Annotated in this window: 19 protein-coding genes, 1 tRNA gene and 1 other RNA gene; 10 read left to right on the top strand and 11 right to left on the bottom strand. The window is 66.6% G+C overall.

All coding sequences use genetic code 11. The features are described from left to right. Window positions 1–122: 122 nt before the first annotated feature. Entirely contained in the window at window positions 123–905 is a 783-nt protein-coding gene (locus tag ACFW6D_RS26690) for a queuosine precursor transporter (protein WP_379332518.1), read from the bottom strand. Between the two features lie 53 nt (window positions 906–958). Here ACFW6D_RS26690 and ACFW6D_RS26685 point away from each other — a divergent pair, with 53 nt between their 5' ends. Then, complete coding sequence (locus ACFW6D_RS26685) at window positions 959–1,546, top strand: DUF4190 domain-containing protein (RefSeq protein WP_379332516.1); 588 nt, start codon at window positions 959–961, stop codon at window positions 1,544–1,546. 69 nt (window positions 1,547–1,615) lie between these two features. On the opposite strand, the gene ACFW6D_RS26680 is transcribed toward ACFW6D_RS26685, so the two are convergent. The 3 genes from ACFW6D_RS26680 to ACFW6D_RS26670 are packed head-to-tail and all read right to left on the bottom strand — an operon-like array spanning window position 1,616 to window position 3,808. Further along, a complete protein-coding gene (locus ACFW6D_RS26680; protein WP_379332514.1) occupies window positions 1,616–2,299 on the bottom strand; it encodes an RDD family protein in 684 nt (227 codons plus the stop codon). Window positions 2,300–2,344: 45 nt separating this feature from the next. Next, entirely contained in the window at window positions 2,345–3,313 is a 969-nt protein-coding gene (gluQRS, locus tag ACFW6D_RS26675; RefSeq protein ID WP_379332512.1) for a tRNA glutamyl-Q(34) synthetase GluQRS, read from the bottom strand. A gap of 9 nt (window positions 3,314–3,322) precedes the next feature. Beyond that, a complete protein-coding gene (locus ACFW6D_RS26670; RefSeq protein WP_379332510.1) occupies window positions 3,323–3,808 on the bottom strand; it encodes a DUF309 domain-containing protein in 486 nt (161 codons plus the stop codon). Window positions 3,809–4,227: 419 nt separating this feature from the next. On the opposite strand from ACFW6D_RS26670, the gene ACFW6D_RS26665 reads away from it, so the two are divergent. Together ACFW6D_RS26665 and ACFW6D_RS26660 are read left to right on the top strand one after the other, a co-directional pair. Then, window positions 4,228–4,437: a DUF397 domain-containing protein gene (locus ACFW6D_RS26665; RefSeq protein WP_379332508.1), complete on the top strand. Its 210-nt coding sequence runs from the start codon at window positions 4,228–4,230 to the stop codon at window positions 4,435–4,437. Between the two features lie 103 nt (window positions 4,438–4,540). Further along, window positions 4,541–5,959 (top strand): wax ester/triacylglycerol synthase domain-containing protein, encoded by a 1,419-nt coding sequence (locus ACFW6D_RS26660; RefSeq protein WP_379332506.1) that lies wholly within the window; start codon window positions 4,541–4,543, stop codon window positions 5,957–5,959. A 6-nt stretch (window positions 5,960–5,965) separates the two neighbouring features. Here the strand turns inward: ACFW6D_RS26660 and ACFW6D_RS26655 are convergent, their stop codons facing one another. Next, entirely contained in the window at window positions 5,966–6,436 is a 471-nt protein-coding gene (locus ACFW6D_RS26655) for a helix-turn-helix domain-containing protein (protein ID WP_379332504.1), read from the bottom strand. Window positions 6,437–6,702: 266 nt separating this feature from the next. Continuing rightward, a complete protein-coding gene (locus tag ACFW6D_RS26650) occupies window positions 6,703–7,347 on the bottom strand; it encodes a helix-turn-helix domain-containing protein (protein WP_379332502.1) in 645 nt (214 codons plus the stop codon). Window positions 7,348–7,685: 338 nt separating this feature from the next. Between ACFW6D_RS26650 and ACFW6D_RS26645 the strand changes: the two genes are divergently transcribed. Continuing rightward, window positions 7,686–9,137, top strand: coding sequence for a threonine/serine exporter ThrE family protein (locus ACFW6D_RS26645; protein WP_379332500.1), 1,452 nt, complete (start codon window positions 7,686–7,688; stop codon window positions 9,135–9,137). A 13-nt stretch (window positions 9,138–9,150) separates the two neighbouring features. Here the strand turns inward: ACFW6D_RS26645 and ACFW6D_RS26640 are convergent, their stop codons facing one another. The 3 genes from ACFW6D_RS26640 to ACFW6D_RS26630 form a co-directional block, all read right to left on the bottom strand. Beyond that, the gene (locus ACFW6D_RS26640; RefSeq protein ID WP_379332498.1) at window positions 9,151–9,579 is read right to left on the bottom strand and encodes a DUF5994 family protein; all 429 of its coding nucleotides are present in this window, start codon (window positions 9,577–9,579) and stop codon (window positions 9,151–9,153) included. Window positions 9,580–9,841: 262 nt separating this feature from the next. Then, window positions 9,842–9,926 (bottom strand) — tRNA-Ser (locus ACFW6D_RS26635). A 67-nt stretch (window positions 9,927–9,993) separates the two neighbouring features. Next, on the bottom strand, window positions 9,994–11,007 hold the full coding sequence (locus ACFW6D_RS26630; RefSeq protein ID WP_379332496.1) for a hypothetical protein: 1,014 nt from the start codon (window positions 11,005–11,007) through the stop codon (window positions 9,994–9,996). Between the two features lie 141 nt (window positions 11,008–11,148). On the opposite strand from ACFW6D_RS26630, the gene ACFW6D_RS26625 reads away from it, so the two are divergent. The 3 genes from ACFW6D_RS26625 to ACFW6D_RS26615 all read left to right on the top strand — a co-directional run bounded on the left by ACFW6D_RS26625 (window position 11,149) and on the right by ACFW6D_RS26615 (window position 13,251). Then, window positions 11,149–11,703 carry a TetR/AcrR family transcriptional regulator gene (locus ACFW6D_RS26625; protein ID WP_379332494.1) on the top strand — a complete coding sequence of 185 codons (555 nt, stop codon included), beginning with the start codon at window positions 11,149–11,151 and terminating at the stop codon, window positions 11,701–11,703. 26 nt (window positions 11,704–11,729) lie between these two features. Further along, window positions 11,730–11,824: signal recognition particle sRNA small type (gene ffs / locus ACFW6D_RS26620), an RNA gene on the top strand. Between the two features lie 140 nt (window positions 11,825–11,964). After that, on the top strand, window positions 11,965–13,251 hold the full coding sequence (locus ACFW6D_RS26615; protein ID WP_379332492.1) for an aminotransferase class I/II-fold pyridoxal phosphate-dependent enzyme: 1,287 nt from the start codon (window positions 11,965–11,967) through the stop codon (window positions 13,249–13,251). A 35-nt stretch (window positions 13,252–13,286) separates the two neighbouring features. Here ACFW6D_RS26615 and ACFW6D_RS26610 read toward each other — a convergent pair whose 3' ends face one another. Further along, window positions 13,287–14,093, bottom strand: a complete 807-nt coding sequence (locus tag ACFW6D_RS26610) for a methyltransferase domain-containing protein (RefSeq protein ID WP_379332490.1) — start codon at window positions 14,091–14,093, stop codon at window positions 13,287–13,289. Window positions 14,094–14,170: 77 nt separating this feature from the next. Between ACFW6D_RS26610 and ACFW6D_RS26605 the strand changes: the two genes are divergently transcribed. The 3 genes from ACFW6D_RS26605 (at window position 14,171) to ACFW6D_RS26595 (ending at window position 17,196) form a co-directional block, all read left to right on the top strand. Beyond that, window positions 14,171–14,749 carry an HhH-GPD-type base excision DNA repair protein gene (locus tag ACFW6D_RS26605; protein WP_379332488.1) on the top strand — a complete coding sequence of 193 codons (579 nt, stop codon included), beginning with the start codon at window positions 14,171–14,173 and terminating at the stop codon, window positions 14,747–14,749. A 104-nt stretch (window positions 14,750–14,853) separates the two neighbouring features. Further along, window positions 14,854–15,552, top strand: coding sequence for a hypothetical protein (locus ACFW6D_RS26600; RefSeq protein ID WP_379332487.1), 699 nt, complete (start codon window positions 14,854–14,856; stop codon window positions 15,550–15,552). A 363-nt stretch (window positions 15,553–15,915) separates the two neighbouring features. Next, on the top strand, window positions 15,916–17,196 hold the full coding sequence (locus tag ACFW6D_RS26595; protein ID WP_379332485.1) for an ROK family protein: 1,281 nt from the start codon (window positions 15,916–15,918) through the stop codon (window positions 17,194–17,196). 132 nt (window positions 17,197–17,328) lie between these two features. On the opposite strand, the gene ACFW6D_RS26590 is transcribed toward ACFW6D_RS26595, so the two are convergent. Further along, complete coding sequence (locus tag ACFW6D_RS26590; RefSeq protein WP_379332483.1) at window positions 17,329–18,954, bottom strand: DUF2207 family protein; 1,626 nt, start codon at window positions 18,952–18,954, stop codon at window positions 17,329–17,331. Window positions 18,955–19,216 lie beyond the last annotated feature (262 nt).

The raw sequence follows: 19,216 nt of genomic DNA, 5'->3' as shown, positions 1-19,216 counted from the left end.
GCTGCGCCGCGGACGCAACGGCGGCTAACTCGCGGCCGGGCCGCTACGCCGCTGCGCGGCGGCCCTCCCTAGGGGTCGGGCGTGGGGGCTGGGAGGGTGGTTATGGGGGAGCTGGGGGGTTGTCAGTCCTGGAGGGCGGGGGTCTTCGCGGGGGCGTAGGTTGGTTCGGTCTTTTTCAGGATCGCGATGACGCGGTAGGTGATCGGCATGACCAGGATCTCGCAGAGGGTCTTCCACAGGAAGCCGACGATGACGTAGTTGATGAACGACTGCCAGGTGTTGATGCCGATGGCGGTGGCCGCGATCGAGCAGAAGATGAGGGTGTCGGCGAATTCGCCGACGACGGTCGAGCCGATGAGGCGGGCCCACAGGTGCTTTTCTTTGGTGCGTTCCTTGATCAGGACCAGGGTGGCCGAGTTCAGGAGCTGGCCCACGAAGTAGCCGGCCAGGCCCGCGAGCACGAGCTGGGGAGTGGTGCCCAGGACGGTGCGGAAGGCTTCCTGGTTCTCGTAGAAACCGGCGGCGGGGAGCTCGATGGCCACGTAGAAGCAGCCGACGGTGAGCAGCAGCGCGGCGAAACCGGTGTAGATGGCGTGGCGGGTGGCGCGGAAGCCGTAGACCTCGCTGAGCACGTCGCCGAGGATGTAGGCCAGCGGGAACAGGAAGAAGGCGCCGTCGGTGGCGATCGGCAGGATCTGGATCGGGCCCAGCATCACCGAACTGTCGGTGAAGAACTCCACGCCCTTGGTGGCGCAGATATTGGAGATGATCAGCGTCGCGGTGAACACCGCGACGATTACCGGATAGAACCCCCGCGCAGCCTGGGCGAATGCCGCATGTTCAGGCGCGGGGTGCCCAGATTGCGCGGGTTTGTCGAGCGAATTCGTATCAGTCACGACTCCCATTCTCCCAAGCAAGCGATGCGCCACGGTGGGCGGTTGTGGAATACGCTGTTGGCATGACGAATCCCGGCGATTCCGACGAGTGGTGGAAGCAGTACGGCGGCTCTGGCGTGTCGCCGGAGTCCGGCGCGCCGGGCTCGGTGCCGCAGCATCCCACCGCCCAGCCGTCGCAGCCTTCCAGTTACCCGTCGTCGCCGCAGTACCCACAGCAGCCGGCGCCGCCACCTTCGCAGCCGCAGTATCCGCAGCAGCCTCCGTCGCAGCCGCAGTACCAGCAGCCGGGCCAGCCGCAGTATCCGCAGCAGCCCGCATACGGTCAGCCGCCTCAGTACGGCGGTTATCCGGCCGCGGGTGCCTACCAGCCGTACGGGCAGTACCCGCAGCCGCAGGGCACCAACGGGCTGGCGATCGGCGCGCTGGTTTCCTCGCTGATCGGTTTCTGTAGCTGTGGCCTCGGCTCGGTCGTCGGCATCATTCTCGGCGTGATGGCGCTCAACCAGATCAAGGAGCGCGGCGGCGATGGTAAGGGGATGGCGCAAGCGGGCATCTGGATCGGCGTCGCAGCGATCGTCGGCTGGACTCTCTACATTCTGCTGTTCGTCGTGCTCGGCGTGATGGGCGAGATGGACTCGTCTACCTACTGATCCAGATACGAACAAGGGGCGCTTCCGGAATTCGGAAGCGCCCCTGTTGTTTTCGTCAGGTGAAGGGGATCAGCCCTTGACGACCTGCGTGCCGCCGGCGAACTTGTCGTGCCAGCCTTGCTTGTTCGGGTCGTTGTTGATCGTGACGGCGATGTAGATCGACAGGCCGACGCTGGCGAACAGGCCGAGGCACGGAATCAGGCTGACGACCGTGAACAGGTTGCGCTTGAGCGACTGTTCCGGCGTCAGGCTCGGCGCACCGCCGGGCGCGAGCACGCGCAGACCGAGCATCTTCTTGCCCAGGGTCTGGCCCTGCTGGGTGACCTCCATGGCGACGAAGTAGCCGTAGAGCGCCAGCGTGGCGACCAGACCTGTGACGGCCTGACCACCGGTGCCGGTGCCGAGCACGAGCGTGAGCACGATCATGAGCGGAATGCTGACGATCAGGTTGTCGATCACACGCGCACCGAAGCGGATCCCCAGATCGGCAGGCTGCACACCGCCGAAGTTCGGCTGCTGGCCCTGCGGGTAGGCCTGCGCGTAAGGGTCCTGGCCGTACGGAGGCTGCTGCTGACCGTACGGATCCGGCTGGCCGTAACCGGGCTGGGGAGCGCCACCGTGTCCGGGCTGGCCGTACGGCTGCTGCTGTCCGTAGCCCGGCTGCGGCTGCTGCTGGCCGTAGGGGTCCTGGCCGTAGCCGCCGGGCTGACCGCCCTGCGGGTACTGGTTGGGGTCGTAACCACCGCTGGTCATAATCTCAGTCCTCGTTTTGATCTTCTAGATCGGTCGATGCGTACGTTACGGACATCGGTCTGGTCGGAACAACCCGATAGGCTCGAGTATCCATGGTTTCTCCGGGATGCGGGTTGGGTCGAAAACTTCGCGTAGCTCGGCAGTCGTGCGCGCGGTGTATCCGAGCGAATCCGCTATGGCCGCCACCACGTCGTCGGGCGTGTTGCCAAGGGCGCGTTGATCCGAAAGGCTCACGGCCCCATCGCGTTTGGCAAGTCGCTTGCCCTCTTCGTTGAGTACGAGCGGTACGTGCGCGTAGGTCGGCACGGTGAGTCCGAGCAGTTGCGCGAGATACGCCTGGCGTGGGGTCGACGGCAGGAGGTCGTCACCGCGAACCACCTGGTCAACGCCTTGATCGGCATCGTCGACCACCACGGTGAGGTTGTAGGCGGGGATACCGTCGGCGCGGCGCAACACCAAATCGTCGACGGCGCCCCGATATCGGCCGTGCAGCAGATCGGTGACCTCGTATTCGCTCACCTCGGCGCGCAATCGCACTGCGCCGGTGCGTCCTTCGGCCCGCTTGGCCGCGCGCTCGGCTTCGGTCAGCTGACGGCAGGTGCCGGGGTAGGCGCCCATCGGTCCGTGTGGCGCCGTGGCGGCCTGCTGGATTTCGCGTCTGGTGCAGAAACATTCGTACGTTCGCTCGGCGGCGGTCAGTTCGGCGACGGCAGCGGCGTAGACGGGCAGTCTTTCGGATTGGTAGACCACCGGTCCGTCCCAATCGATGCCGATCGCGGCGAGGTCGTCGAGCTGGCGCCCGGCGGCGCCGGGGCGGACGCGGTCGAGGTCGTCGACCCGAATCAGGAACTCGCGCGCGGAAGTTCGCGCGAACAGCCAAGCCAGCACCGCCGTACGCAGGTTTCCCACGTGCAGCTCGCCCGACGGACTCGGGGCGTAGCGCCCGGCTCCCGGACGCGAACTGTCGACGGCGCTCGCAGGCGCGCCGTGGCTGGTTGGCGGACTAGTCGGCACCCCTGGATCCTAGGCGGGCGCTCGGCACAGTCGCGTACGCAGCTGTTCCTCGGTGATCGGCGTATCGGCGTCGAGCGCGACGAGCAGCTCTTGCGCGTGCGCGATCAGCCCGGCCAGGTCAACATCGTGCTGCTGGGCATTCGCCGGATAGGACCCGAGCCGCTCACTCGCCCGGCGCAGCAGGGTACCCGCGCCTTTGGCGTTGCCACGCTGGATGTGGGTGAGGCCGACGGCGTATTGGGCAAGTCCCTGCCAGAGCATCCGTTCGGCAACCGGGCTGTTCTTCCATGCCGCCTCCAATACCTCGTGGGCGTTGAATGCCAATCCGTCGTCCAGCAGTTGCTGAGCGAAGGTCAGAGTTTGCTGGGGTCCGAGCTCGAGGTCATCGGGGATTCGGGCGACTCCGGCACTGCCAGGGGGCAGCGGTCGGCCGAGTCGATCGCGGGGACGGTCGTTGCGGGCACGACCTGCGGTGTCACGGTCACGGGAGATCATTACCCCATGATCCATGCCCGTCCTGGATGGTGCTCATGTGATGGATGTGGCGAGCGAGAAATTGACGTATCACGGACTGATCACATGGAAGTAATTCTGGATGTGTCAACCGGATCGGTAATGGGTAAGGGGGCTGGCAATGCCTCCGCAAACGTGAAGCTTCGCAAGCTTGGCAAAACAGAATGGGAAAGCAAATTCTCTTCCGCAACATTGCGGAAGACCTGCTAGTGTTTCTTCCGCGGGGGCAGCCCCCGGAGGCGGAAACGCCTCGATGCGCTGGTTCGTGCCGGTCGGTTGCGCGCGCCGTGTGGTAGTGCCCTGTGTGCCACGAAGTAACTCATCGGTCGCGCCGGATTTCGACAATGTTCAACGAATCCAGGAGTTATCCCTCTTCTCGATGAACCAAAGGAGCAAGTGTCGTGGAAGTTGATGTGACCGACGCTGTGTGGCGCAAGAGCACCTACAGCGGACCCGATGGGAACTGCGTCGAAGTGGCCTTTCTCGCCGGCGGCGATATCGCCGTTCGCGATACCAAGGACCGCGGCCGCGGACCCGTGCTGGCCTTCGGTCCAGGGCAGTGGCAAGCATTTCTGGCTGATGTCTCCGCCGGAGAGTTCGCGCGCGGCTGAGCCGTGCGGATGCGTGTCGTATCGAAACCGGTAACACCGGCCCCGAGTCGAACGGACTCGGGGCCTTCTCAGTGACTTCGACGGGTTGGCCTATCGTGGCCGGATGACCACGATGGCCGCGTGTGACGCGACGATGTACTGGCTGTCGCGCCGCACCGCCAACGACGTTTTCCTGCTCTACTCTTTCGCCGAAACCGATTCCGCCACCGACGAACTCCGCGCTTTCGTCGCCGCGCGCGCCGCGCGCATTCCGGATCTGCGGATCCGGTTACAGGAGATACCGGGCGATCTCGGTTATCCACGTTGGATTCCGGCCGAATTCACGTCCCAGCAATTCGTGCACCACCAGCCGGACGGCCGGTCATGGACGTCACTGCTCGCCGATCTGGGCGAACTTCTGGGAACCGGTGTCGACGCGACCGAATACCCCTGGCGCATCCACGTTTTCCGTGGTGTCCGCGCGGCGCCGCAATCGGCGGAGCCCGTTGTGGTGGTGGTGCTGCAACTTTCGCACGCGCTGGCCGACGGCACCCGTGCCGCTGCTATTGCCCGAGCGCTCTTCGGACAGGCTGTTATCCCCAGCACACCCGGTGTGCCTGTGGATAACTCGGCATATCGCCCGGTCGGACCTGCACAAACTCCCACACAGTCTGTGGATTCCTGTGGACAAACCTGTGGATGGATTGCCCGGCGGGTCGATCCGAGACTGCTTGGCGTGCTGCGTTTTCCCCAGCAGTTGGCTACCACGATGTGGCGCGGGCGTGCCGCCTACCTGGCACAGCGGGAATTGGCTGACCGAACTGCCGCTGGTGAGGTACCGGCGGCCGCAACCGGATTCGCACCGTGTGCGCTGAATCCGGCGGCTGCGGTGGGTGATCGCACTGTGCGCATGCTGGTCCTGGACGCGACCGATCTCCGCAATCTGGGCAAAACCGTCACTGTCCTTGCGCTGACGGCAATTTCGCGAGGTTTGTGCGACTATCTCACCGAGCGCGGTGAGCGACCGGAAAGACTGGGGACAGCCTTGCCGATGGCACTTCCGTCGCCGGGCACCGCCCGCAACAACTACCGCGGACTGTCCATCGACCTGCATATCGACGAACCCGACCTGCGTCTGCGCGCGAATCTCATCGCCGAAGAACTGGCCGCGCGCCGCGAACGGGCGCTGAATCCGCTGCTCCAGGCACAGGATCGAGTCGGCGAGGTGGTCCCGTCTGTCTTGGCGGTACGCGATGTCGAACGCGCCGACCTGGACCACGTGCCCCCGGCTCTCGACGGCAACACCGTCGTCTCCAGTGTCTACCGAGGCGAGGCCGACCTCACTTTCGCCGGTGCGCCGGTCCTGTTCACGGGCGGTTTTCCGGCTCTCGGCACCGTCATGCACGTGACCCACGGTGTGCACGGGATCGGCGAAACCGTCACGTTGTCAGTGCATTCCGATAGGCGGGCGATGCCCGATCCGGATCGCTACCTGGAACTGCTCACCGAGTCGCTGGCCGCGCTGGTCGCGGCACATCGCTGAGTCCCTTCACCGAATCAGGCCGAGGCCGACGCTGTTTCCCGCTCGGTTCAACTCGGCGCCCACCGCAAGTAGCGCCGAGTGCAGCGCTGTCGCCGGGTCGGTTCCGCCTGCCAGTCCTTCGATCACGCCGTCGATCCGGAACGGACAGAAGTAACCGGCGCCGCTGTCGGTCTGGTGCGGTCGCCCGATCTCGATGAGCGGGCGGTGCGCGGTGGCGATCGCCGTCGCCATGGCGGTATCGGCTGCGCGTGGATCACGTCGACGAGTTACGGGCAACGCTGACTGTGCGTGCACCCGCTCGTACCAGGCGATCACCTCGAAAGATGCGGCCCGCGTGCCGGTTTCGTAGTGGCCGAGCGCCGCCCTGCTGTACGGAACGCGAGTGGCCAACGCGGCCAACGACAATCCGGCTTCTTCCCGCAATCGCCGCAACCGAGCTCCGACGACGCCGTTCCCCTGCTCGCCCCGACTGGACATGGACCCATCGTAGAGAACTGTAGACGTTTGTAGACGCTTTTTGCTGTCCAAAAGGTCTTGACGGAGACCATACTTTTTCGTGGCGGCTCAGCGACCACCATACGCGCCACTCATGCAAGCACTGACTCGTTCGGAGGGGAACCGATGGAGATCTATCTGTGGATTGCTCTGGGGCTGTTCGTATTCGGGGCGCTGTGCCGCTACCTACTACTCACACCGCCCGCCGAACGCACGCGTCCGAGCGTCGGCGAGATCCGGCGGCGGCTTCAGGCCGAGCGCGAGGGGCCCGGCCACGACTCGACGCTGCCGTCGGTGCGCAACATCTCCGCGAGAAGCTTCTCGGCGTCGGACTTCTCCCGCGCCAGGACACTCCAGCCGCGCACCAGACCGTCGGGGCCCGATTTCGTCGTCCAGGAGCCGACAGCATGAGCACCCTGGGGATGGAGCGCGTAGTAGATGGTGCCGACCGGGAACGCGATATCCATTCCGCGCATCCACCCCGTGAGCGCCTCGCCCTCCCAGACCCGCATCTCGCCACGCATCTGTACGGCCGGATCAGCCTCGGGCGCAGGCGGTTCGGCGGCCGAGTCGAGCATCAGATGGTCGCCCTCGTGCCGGATGGTCACCGCCGCTATCTCGACCTCGTCCGGGTGATTCGCCGGTTTCTGCCAGGCTGCCCACCAGCGACCGGCCAGGTCGACGCGGTTGTCCACGATGCCCGCCAGTTCCGCCAGCGAGACCTGCAACGCGTCGGCCAACCGGACCGCGACCGGCAGCGTGGGCGACTGCTCCTCGGACTCGTACCTGGTGATCTGGCGCGAGCTCACCCCGATCGCGGTGGCCAGCGCGGGCTGCGAGAGCCCGAGCAGCCTGCGCCGCTCCTGGATCACCTTCCCCGTCCCGGTGTTCATACAGTCATCGCCTCCATTGCCGGCCCCTCCCGTCACACCCTGCTGGACACATCCGCACCGACATCACGTGCCGCTCTCCGCTGTCACGAAGAGCACTGGCGCGCCGCGCATGCCGACTGTGCGGCCGATTCTTCCATTTCTTCGCTGCAGCAGGCCCGTTTCGTGCTGACTCAGCACAATGACTGCGGCCCCCGCTGCCTCCAGCACCTGACCGCGATGGCCTACAGCACCGGTCTGATCGACGACATCTGAGCCGAACTCCAGGTCAGCGGGCCCGACACGTTGACGAAGTGATTGCGAGACGACGAACGGCCTGCGATCCCCATTACCGTCGAGGTATGAGTGCGGACCCACTGGCGGAAGGCGACGGCGCCACTATCATCGAACGCCCAGGTCTGCGGCAGCGATGGTGGCGACTGCGCCGACCGTTCGTGCTGCCCTCACAGCGCGCCACCGCCGACAACATCGTCGCCGCGCCCACCCCGCTGCAACCGATCGACCTGGCCGACGACGCCGAGGTCTCGCAGGTGCTCGACCTGGCGGTGCGGGTGGGCGAGGTCGTGCTCGCGGCGGGCACCGGTGTCGGTGACACCACCGCGCAGGTCCGTTTCATCGCCTCCACCTACGGTCTGAACAACTGCGATATCGACGTCACCTTCGACGCGATCCGCATCTGGGCCGACCGCGGTCCGCGACTGCCACCGGCCAGCGATATGCGCGTGGTGAAGTACCGCTCGCTCGACTTCACCCGCCTGGCCGCCGTCGACCGTCTCACCCGACGGATCCGCAGCCAGATCGTGCCCGTCGACCAGGCGCACGCCGCGCTCGACGAGCTGATCTCCTCGCGCCACCCCTATCCGCGTTGGGTATCCACGGCAGGCTGGTCGCTGCTGGCGGCGGCGATCGCGGTGCTGCTCGGCGGCGGGTTCCTGCTCGCCGCCATCAGTTTCGCGACCACCGCGGTGATCGATGTGGTGAACCGGGTGCTGCACCAACTCGGTCTGCCGTTGTTCTTCCAGCACATGATCGGCGGGATCGTCGCCGCCACCCCTGCCATCGCGCTCGCCGCGTTCAGCGACCATTGGAAGGCCGACGCCGCACTCATCGTGGCCGCGGGGATCACGGTGCTGCTGTCGGGTTTGCAGCTGGTCGGTTCGGTGCAGGACGCGATCACCGGCGCGCCGATCACCGCCGCGGCACGCATGCTCGAAGTGGTGATGATGACCGCGGGCATCGTCGCGGGTATCGGTCTGGCGCTGCGTATTTCGACCATGATGGGGATCTCGGTACCGGAGATCGCGGCCAGTGCGGGTCGCGATATCGAGTATCTGCCGATCAAACTGATCGCCGGTGCCGTCGCTGCGATCGCGTTCGCGATGGCCTGTTACGCCGAGCGACGGGCGCTGGTCGCGGCCGGGCTCAGCGGTGCGGGCGGCACCATGGCCTTCCTCGGCGCGCAGTACATCGGCTTCGGGCCGGTGGTGGCATCGGGGCTGGCCGCCACGCTGATCGGTCTCGTCGGTGGTCTGATGGCGCGGCGCGCGCTCACGCCGCCGTTGGTCGTCGCGGCGGCGGGAATCACGCCGCTGCTGCCGGGTCTGAAGGTGTATCGCGGGCTGTATGCCCTGCTCGACGACGAGACGGTGCTCGGGTTCGGGCAGATCCTCGGGGCGTTCGGTGTCGGCTGCGCGCTGGCCGCGGGCGTCATCCTGGGTGAGTGGTTCGACCGGTTGCTGAGTCGCCGCGGTGCGCCGCGCGACTTCGACCCGACCTACACCAGCGACCGATGAACTAGATCTGCACTCAGATCTGCACGAGCGTGCGGGGCCCGTCGGCCGCCGTGTCGGCGGGCGCCGGGTCCTGGATGCGCGGTTTGCCCGCTGCCCAGCGCATCTGGCTGCGGGCCGCGGGCGCCTCGGTGGCCGCGGGGATGACCAGCAGCGCGAGCGCGGCGCCGGTGCTGCCGACCACGTGCATGATGCGCGCGGCCTGTTCGTTGTTGGCGGTGCTGTCACCGGATTCGCCGGTGGTCCAGTCGAATCCGAGCCTGGACAGTTTGCCGATCCGCGGTCCGACCGCTGCCACCAACTGGTGCAACTCGGTCATCGGCTGATCGGTTCGTGGCCACCAGGCGCCGTCGATCGGCCCGGTGGTGGCTTTGTGGTCACGCAGCATCAGCCGGATCGGCCCGGACGCGTCGCGCCCGATGCTCGTTTCAGGTGCTGTATTCACTTCGTTCTTACTTTCTGATTTCTGTGCGGTCGACGCGCTCATGGCGTCGACCGGCGCGGTCCGAGTTCGAACCGGCGCAAAGGCTTATGTACCCACTGAACTGTGTCGGCACGCACATTCGTGTTGGGGCGGCGACGACAATATGTGGGTGTGGTGGGGGTCTCCCGCACCGTCGGGGCTCACTCTACGGGGGCACACCGACAGATCCACCGATTAAACGAACAGGGCCCCGACCGGCGAACCGATCAGGGCCCCGCTGTTGCGGAGGATAGGGGATTTGAACCCCTGAGGGCGTTAACCCAACCCGCGTTCCAGGCGAGCGCCATAGGCCACTAGGCGAATCCTCCGTGGAGCAGCATAGCGGGTCGCAGGGGGTCGATGCCAAACCGGCCCCCTGCGACCCCATCTGACCTGCTATTTTTTCAGAGCGGCCATGACCTTGCGGACCTGCGCTTCGGCGGCTGCCGACATCGCGGCGCGGTCGTAGCTGCCCATCGTCGACACCTCGATCTCCACCTTCACCGACACATTGCTGTCGATCGCGGCGACGATGTAGCTGTAGTCGTTGTTGATCGAGCTGTAGATCTGCTGTTCGCTGGCGTAGTACGCCTCGGTGCCGAGGCCGCTCACCGGGCCGTTCTCGTGCCCCTTGCCGGTGGTCCTGGTGTCGGAGCTCTTCCAGCGGGCGTAGTCGGATTCGGTGCCGGTGTCGGATTTGAACTCGACCTGCAGCGACAGGCTCGCCTCGTCGGCGTTGCGGCCGGAGTCCTTGTTCTTGGCGTCGCAGTTGTAGGAACCACCGCCGATGTACTCGTAGGGCTCGCGCTCGGTGTGGGTGGTCGTCTCACGGGTGGTCGCCCACTGGTTCAGCACGGACAGGTCGACCAGATCGCAGGCGTTCTTGCCCTTCTGGAACTCGTAGTTGCCCGCCCACTTCTCGGAGTCGGGGCCGAGCGCGTCGCTTGCCTTGTTCACCGCGAAGGCGATGCCCGCGATCACCAGGACGGCGACGACCCCGATCGAACCGAGCACCCACCACAGGGTCTTGTTGCCCGAGGAGGGCGGCCGCGGCGGTGCGCCCCACTGCGGCTGCGGAGCCTGATAACCGGCTTGCGGCTGGGCGAACTGCTGCGGCGGTGGGAACTGCTGCGGATACGGCTGCTGGTTCGCACCGCTCTGATAGGGCGTCGGCGGCGCGGTGTAGGGATTGGCGCCGCTCTGGTACGGCGTGGCCGCGGGCGGCGCCGTGTACGGGCCGGGGGCGCCGATATTGCCGCGCAGCACCGTCGGATCAGCTTGTGAGGGGGTCTGACCCGCGCCTTCGCCTGGGCGTTCCCACCAGGCGACGGTGGGGTCGGACGGCGGCACGCCGTCGCCGGGTGGTTTCTGATTCGGGCCGGTCACGACCGAGCCCCCCTCTCCTGTCATGGGGAACACCGAACCCCCGCTGCCGATATCGGGTAGATGGTAGCCAGCGTCACCGACAGCGTGGTGACTATACGGCTGCGTACACTCGAGGATCGGTCACTCGCTGTGGTGGCAACCGCGGAATATGAGGAGGAACACGTCGTGGGTACCGCGCGAACTCCCCGGGCCAGATGGGTCGAGGAAGGTCTGTCCGTGCTCGCGTCCTCCGGTGTCGACGCGGTGCGGATCGAGGTGCTGGCCAAGCGCATCGGCGTGACCAAGGGCGGTTTCTACGGCTACTTCGCCGACCGTGACGCGCTGCTCACCGCCATGCTCGAGGTGTGGGAGAGCGAGGCGACCGACCAGGTGCTCGAGCGCGTCGAAACCCTCGAACCGAGAACCAAGGCGCGCATGGCCGGGCTGCTCACCTTCTCCAGCAATCGACTGCTCCCGATCGACCTCGCGATCCGCGACTGGGCCCGCCGCGACGACGGCGTCGCCGCGCGCCTTCGCCGCGTCGACAATGCGCGAATGGCGTTGCTGCGCGAGACAATCGGCGTGTTCTGCGAAGACCCCGACGAGGTCGAAGCCAGGAGCCTGCTCGCCTTCTGTGCCACCATCGGCAGCCATTTCCTGGCCGCCGACCACGAGGGCCGCACCCGCCTCGAGGTCCTCATGCGCGCCGCCGACCTGCTGTTCGAAGACCGGAATCGCTAGTAGCCGAAACTACCGCTACACTGGCCGACGGATCCCGCGCGGCGAGCATCCTGTGAACTCCCCCAGGGCCGGAAGGCAGCAAGGGTCAACGGGCTCTGCCGGGTGCGCGGGGTCCCCTTTAATTTCTGGGGACCGCCACCGGCCTACACACCTTCGCAGCGTGCGCGCCGGATCTGGGGCTGGATACCCTGCCGATTCCGAGCAAGCGCCGGGTAACGTTGCGGGCAAATCCCACCTTGCTGCTTCGAAAGGCTGCCCAGGATGCCCCGGCAAACGCAGATCGGTTTGATGAGCCACGAGGAACTCGTGTCCGAGCACGAGTCCCAGACCGCGAATTACGCGACGCTCCAGACCGAGAAGCTCACGCTGGATCTCACCCGAGGTAAGCCATCGCCCGAGCAACTCGACCTGTCCTCGTCGCTGCTCTCGCTCCCTGGCGACGGTGATTTCCGTGACGGCTCCGGCACCGACTGCCGCAACTACGGCGGCCTCACCGGCCTGCCCGAACTGCGCGCGATCTTCGGCGAACTGCTCGGCATCGGAGTCGACCAACTGCTGGCAGGCAACAACGCCAGCCTCGAGATCATGCACGACATCATCGCGTTCTCGATGCTCTACGGCACCCCCGATTCCCCGCGCCGCTGGGTCGACGAGCCGATCAAGTGGCTGTGTCCGGCCCCCGGCTACGACCGTCACTTCGCCATCACCGAGGCGCTCGGCATCGAGATGATCACCATCCCGATGCGCCACGACGGCCCCGACACCCACGCCATCGCCACTCTGCTGGCGAACGATCCGCAGATCAAGGGCCTGTGGGCGGTGCCGAACTACTCCAACCCCACCGGCGTGGTGTTCTCCGAAGAGATTGTCCGCGAACTGGTTTCGATGCCCGCCGCGGCACCGGACTTCCGCCTGTTCTGGGACAACGCCTACGCGGTGCACCCGCTCACCGACACCGCGGCCCCGGTCGTCGACGTGCTCGGCCTCGCCGCGGCGGCGGGCAACCCGAACCGTCCGCTGGTGTTCGCTTCCACCTCCAAGATCACCTTCGCAGGCGCGGGCGTGAGCTTCTTCGGCGCGTCCAAGGCCAATATCGACTGGTACCTGGCGCACGCCTCGAAGAAGAGCATCGGCCCCGACAAGCTCAACCAGCTGCGGCACCTGCGCTTCTTCACCGATGCCGAGGGTGTGCGCGAGCACATGCAGAAGCACCGCGCGCTGCTCGAACCCAAGTTCGCGCTGGTGCGGCGCATCCTGGAAGACCGCCTCGGCGCTTCCAAGGTGGCGTCGTGGACCGAGCCCAAGGGTGGCTACTTCATCAGCCTCGACGTGCTCGACGGCACCGCCGCCCGGGTGATCGCCCTGGCCAAGGACGCGGGCATCGCGCTCACCGCCGCGGGCTCGGCGTTCCCGTACGGCAAGGACCCCGAGGACAAGAACATCCGCATCGCCCCCAGCTTCCCGCAACTGCCGGAACTGGAGAAGGCGATGAACGGGCTGGCAACCTGCGTGCTGCTGGCAGCCACCGAAAAGCTGCTCGAAGGCTGAGTTTCTGGAGCGCTGGCGCGCTCGAGGCGGGGTCGTCAGGTCGGTTTGTGGGCCAGGGCGCCGAACAGGGTGACCGAGATGTGAATGTCGCCTCGGTCGGCGCCTGCTTGCAGGTCGGCGAGGAGTTGGTCGCGTTCGGCGGCGGTGATCACGCCGCGTAGGGCGGCCAGGTCGGCGATTCGGCGGACCAGGGCGCCCGCGCCGACGGTGCGGTCCTGGACCAGCGCGTGCGAGCCGATTTCGTCGACCTGCAGGCCGGCGCCGACGAGCAGGCCTGCGAGCCGACGGCCTGACAGCGGATTGGTGGTCGAGGAGATCAGGGTGTCGATCACCGCGCGCACCACCCTGGGGTTGCCGGGATGCACGATGGCGGTTGCCCAATCGCAGTCCACCACCACCGCGCGCCCGCCGGGACGCAGCACCCTGGCGATCTCGCCCGCCGCCCGCGCGGGTGCGGTGAGGTGCTGGAACACCCGTTCACACAGCACCGCGTCGAAGGTGTCGGCGCCGAACGGCAGGCCATAGGCGTCGCCGGAGACGAACGTCGCGCGCGAGCCGGACTCGACCGCGCGGCGCTGTGCGGAGGCGAGCAGATTCGGATCCGGCTCGACCCCGACCGCGGTGCCATCGGGGCCGACTTCCTCGGCGAAGGTGAACACCTCCGATCCGGTGCCCGACCCGATATCGAGGGCGCTCTCGCCGGGCCGCAGCGCCAGCGCGGTGTGACTCCACGCGCCGAGCGCGCGCATCCCGGGTTGGGTGACTTCCAGATCATGGGCGTCGATCAGCTGATCCCGGGCCGCTTGATCGAAGCGGGCCGGTCGCGGGGTGTAGTCGGTCATTCGCACCGCCAGTGTGGGAGCAGTCCTCGTGAGCATGGACTCGCCAGGCTACTGGTGAACTGTGTCACGATGAATGTATGACTCGCACGCTGTGCCTCGCGCAGGAATCCGAGGCCGACGAACTGCTCAGCACCGACGATTTCGCGCTGCTGCTGGGGATGCTGCTCGACCAGCAATACCCGATGGAGCACGCGTTTCGTGGGCCGCGCAAACTCGCCGAGCGCATGGGCGGGTTCTCGATGCGGCAGATCGCCGAAGCCGATCCGGCTGAATTCGAGGAACTCGCGGCCACCCCGCCCGCGATTCACCGATACGGTCGGTCGATGGCGCGTCGGGCGCAGGCGCTCGCCCAGTACGTGATCGAGCATTACGACGGTGTGCCCGCGCAGATCTGGACCGCGGGCGACCCCGACGGTAAAGAGGTGCTGCGCCGGTTGCAGGACCTGCCGGGGTTCGGGGCGCAGAAGGCGAAGATCTTTCTCGCGCTGCTCGGTAAACAACGTGGGGTGCAGCCGGAAGGCTGGCGGAAAGCGGCTGGATCGTATGGCGACGACGGGTCCCGACGCTCGGTTGCCGATGTCGTGGATGCCGAAACACTTTCGGAAGTAAGGGAATTCAAGAAACAGGCCAAGGCCGCGGCCAAGACATCGAAATGAATTCTTAGTTAAGATCTAGCTGCTTTTTTCCCTCGTCACCGGGGTGGAACTGCTCGAAGCTTGCTTCTCGAACAGCTCCACAACAGATGAGGGATGGCAGTTTTATGAAGATGAGGAAGTTCGCCGTGGTCGCGGCGCTCCTGACGGTGGCTACCGGCATCACGGCCGGTACGGTCAACGCCGCGCCGGTCGAAGAAGCCGCCCCGATCAATTACACCGCCGAGATCGTCGACGGTGCCAAGTCCGTCATCACCACCGACGCGGGCTCGCTCGTCGCTGAGGACGGCCAGTTCAAGATCAAGGCCGCCGACGGCAAGACCGTTGCCTCGACCGCGCTGTCGTATCAGCTCGATGACTACGTGCTGCCGATCGTCGCCGAGATCTCGGGCAACACCGCGACCCTGACCCCGGTGACCGACCCGGCCCGAGCTGTGTACAAGCCCGTCGCCCTTCCGTACGAGGACAAGGCCCCCTGGAAGACCGAGTACGAGCGTGAGCAGGCCGCCTGGAGCCGTCTGACCTCGACCATCTCCATGGGCGCCACTGTCGGCACCCTGGTCGGTGGCCTCGCCGGTGCGGCGATCGGTTGCGTCGCCGGTGCGCTCGCGGGCACCGTCGTGACCGCCGCCCTGGCCACCCTGTTCGGTGCGGGCCCGGTCGTGGGCTGCATCGCGGGTGCGGGTGCTGTCGGCTTCATCGGTGTGCTGATCGGTCAGATCTTCGTGACCGGCCCCGTCGCGATCGCGGCTGCGGTGCAGTACTTCACCACGATCAACCAGCCCTTCGTCGCCCCGGCCAAGTAGGTTCGATCGGACCATCGAAACCCCCTGTAGGAACATCGGTTCCCGCAGGGGGTTTTCGGCGTAGCGCCATTGCGCCTGCCGTGCGCTCCGCTGACCTGCGGCGATGATGTGCCGCATCGCACAATCCGCCGGTTCGGCTTGGATGGGTCCGGATTCGGTGTTAACTTGATTGTTATGTCCGGCAACCATCTCCCCGCCAAGCGGGTCACCTATGTGACCGCCGCGCTGGGTCTTCGGCTGCCGTTGACGCGTGAACTGTGTCGTTCCTGCCACTGCGGCTGAGCCGTTTCCGGCTCCTGCGCCGCCACGTCATACGTGTAGGCAATCCCGTTGGGACAACGGGATTTCAGCGAGGAACTTCATATGTCTGCTCCTATCATCGACCGCCCCTCCGCTCGGACCGGCGCTGGTCGTCCTCGAGTTTCCCGACCTGTTGTGCCGCCGGAGCTGCGGCGTAGCGACAACCCCGCCGCCGCGGTGCTGCGTACCGCCGCCTCGGGCCCGGTCTCGCGTGACAATGCCGCGCGGGCAACAGGTTTGAGCATCGCCACCGTGAATCGGCAAGTGGCGTCGCTGCTTTCGGCCGGGCTGCTACGCGAGCGGCCCGATCTCACCGCCGCGGGTGCGGTGGGCCGGCCGCGGGTGCCGTTCGAGATCGACCACGACGCGTACCTGACGCTGGGCATCCACATCGGCGCCGAGGCGACGAAAATCGTCGCCGCTGACCTGCGTGGACGCATTCTCGGTGGGCTCGCCATCGCCACGCCGCAGACCGGGCAGGAATTCGCGGTCACCACCGTGGCTCGCAGCGCGAAGGCGTTCCTGCAGCGGTGGCATCGGCGCACGCCGCTGTGGGCGGGTGTCGCGATCGGTGGGCGGGTGGATCCGCGCACGGGTGTGGTCGACCATCCGAAGCTGGAATGGGCGGGCGCACCGATCGGGCAGGTACTCGGTGATGTGCTCGAGTTGCCGGTTTCCGTCGCACCGCACGTCGAGGCGATGGCGGCTTCGGAGCTGCTGCTGCCGACCTTCGATGCGCGCAGGCCAGAGCCCGACACCGAACTTCCCGCCGCTCAGCACGGCAGCAGCCTCTACTTCTATGTCCGGGAAACCGCAGGCATCGCGGTCACTCTCGACGGTCGGGTGCACACGCCGAGCAACGGGCCAGGGTCGATCGCGCATTTGCCGACGGGGTCCGATGTGCAGTGCACGTGCGGGCGGCGTGGGTGCTTGGAAGTGACCGTCGGCGATCGGGCGTTGCAGGCTCGGGCCGTGGGTCGCGGAATCATCCCGGCGCACAACGGGACTGCTGGGACGACGATCAATGATCTGTATCGGGCGGCTGAATCCGGGTCGGAGTCGGCGCGGGAACTGTTGGCCGAGCGGGCGACGATGCTCGGGCAGACTGTCGCGTTGGTGCGGGACATGCTGAATCCGGATCGAGTTGTGTTGGGTGGTCAGGCTTTTACGGGGTATCGGCCTGCGCTTGGGCATGTGGCTCGGGCGTTTTCGCAGAGTACGCAGTTGGCGGCTACGGATATTCGGATCAGTGGGTTCGGGGGGAAGGTGCAGGAGTTCGCGGCGGTGGTTACTTCGCTCAGTGCGTTGTATGCGGATCCGCTGACAGCGATCCGCCGGGTCTAACGAACGCAACCAACTGATCACGCAAGAACATGGGTAACTCCCCACCCACCTCCAACCCCCGACCCCTAAACGCAAGCCCGAGAGCTAACAGTCGAGCTCCCGGGCGCCCCGCTAAATACGCGGAGAGGCGGACTAGGAGGCGGACGAGCACGCGCCTTCCAGTGCTGTTATGAAGAAGGGGAATTGGGCGGCGAAGCGGTGGAGGTTGGGGTCTTGGTCGTAGCCTGCGAACCAATAGAGGCCTGGTTGTGAGTCCGCGGCGGGGTTCATGTCGCGGAAGGTGCGGATCCAGTTGTCGGCTCGGCCGCTGATCACCGTGTAGGGGAGGGCGCGGGAGAAGATCGTTTCCTGGTCGATGGGGGGGATGCGGTCGCGGGTGACGGTGTCTAGGCCGCGGTGCATGGCGCGGATTCGGCCTGCGACGGTGTCGCCCAAGGGGGTTCGGACGGGGAGGTAGTTGGGCAGCAGCATGGCGGCGCCGCCTGCCAGGGCGACGGCTACGCCTACCAGGGCGTGGCCCGCGGTGAGGGCGAGGGCGACGGTGATGATCAGGCCGAGGGCGATCAGGGCGGCGCCGATCCAGCGGGGGAGGGCACGCTGTTTCGGGTCGGCGAAGGCGCCGGTGGCCACCGCGTCGTTGCGCATGGCGGCGCGGATCGGCTCCAGGTCAAGGCGGCCGGGGGCGCGCAGTTCGCGGACGGCGACGGTGTCGGTGCCCTCGGGCAGCAACATGTCGTAGACGACGCGTTCGTATTCGCGCAGCTGGTCGTCGGGGGCGTTGACGCGGCTGATGCGCCAGTCGTCTTCGCCGCGCGCGTTCACGGGGGTGATCCACAGGTAGCGGCGGACGGCGAGGTCGACGACGGTGGCGGCGATGTCGACCGGGTCGGCGTGTTCGTCGATGATCAGGCCCGCTTCACCGGGCAGCACACCGTCGGGGGTGGTGAACTCGACGCGGTCGCCCTGCTGGATCAGCGGGTCGAAGGTGTCGCTGCTCACGATCGCGGTGGCGGCGCGCTTGCGGGCCAGCAGCACGTAGGCGATCATGCCCGCCAGCGCCAGCAGGAAGGCGCCGAACGCGACGAACACGGGCGTGGTGAAAGCGAACGGGCCCGTACCGCCGCCGCGCACATCGGCATTCGCGGGCACGGTGCCGGGGGGCATCTGCAGTGTGAGGTCGATGGCGTCGCCCTTGCGCAGGTCGGTTTGGTACAGGTAGAGCACGCCGTCGGGTTCGGTGCGGACGTCGGCGCACGGCCTGGCATTGCCCGCGGAGCCGAGTTTGCAGTCCACGATGCCCATTTGGAAGGTCGGGCTGATCACCGAGACATCGAGCACGGCGATATCGGCGTTGAGCACGCCCAGCCAGTGGAACACCTGCGTGCCCGGCATGTCGGAAACGGTGTTGTGCACCGTATACGTGAACTTCGATTCGCCGGGCTTCGCCTCGACGATGAACTGATCGTTCGCGGTGGTGGCGGTGCCCTCGCCACTCTGGGTCACATCGGTGACCTTGAAAACCCGCTCGACATCGTCACCGACCTTGAGCCGCAACGGCAGCGACATCGTGAAATTTCCGTCGGCGGGCACCACGACAGTTTCGATGACCTCGAGCACACCGGTTTCGGTCAGCGTGAGATCGGCGGTAATCGAAACACCGGTGGTCACGGGCTCCGTGTGGGCTACCGGCGCGGTCACGAGCAAACCCGCCGCGGCGAGCAGCAGCGCGCCTACGGCGCCCCCCCGAAAAGTCAGCATGGGTGCTTACTCTAGACAGCTTGCTATTCTGCGTCAGCGGCTGTCGATGACTCATGAGACGAGGGGGGTACGGGGGAGTGACTCAACCACCGTACGGTTATGGGCCGAATGGTCCAGGTGGACGACCGGTTCCACCGCCCCCTGGCTATGGGCCGCCCCCGGGATACCGGCCGCAACCCGGATATGGGCCGCCACGTTATCCACAGCCGCAGGGTAATCCTGGATATCAGCAGCCGCGTCCGGCTTACGGTCCGCCGCCGGG

It is taken from the genome of Nocardia sp. NPDC058705 (assembly GCF_042749305.1).
Taxonomy (GTDB): domain Bacteria; phylum Actinomycetota; class Actinomycetes; order Mycobacteriales; family Mycobacteriaceae; genus Nocardia.
The sequence above is the reverse complement of the archived record's forward strand: the minus strand, read 5'-3'. Positions and strand labels throughout refer to the sequence as shown.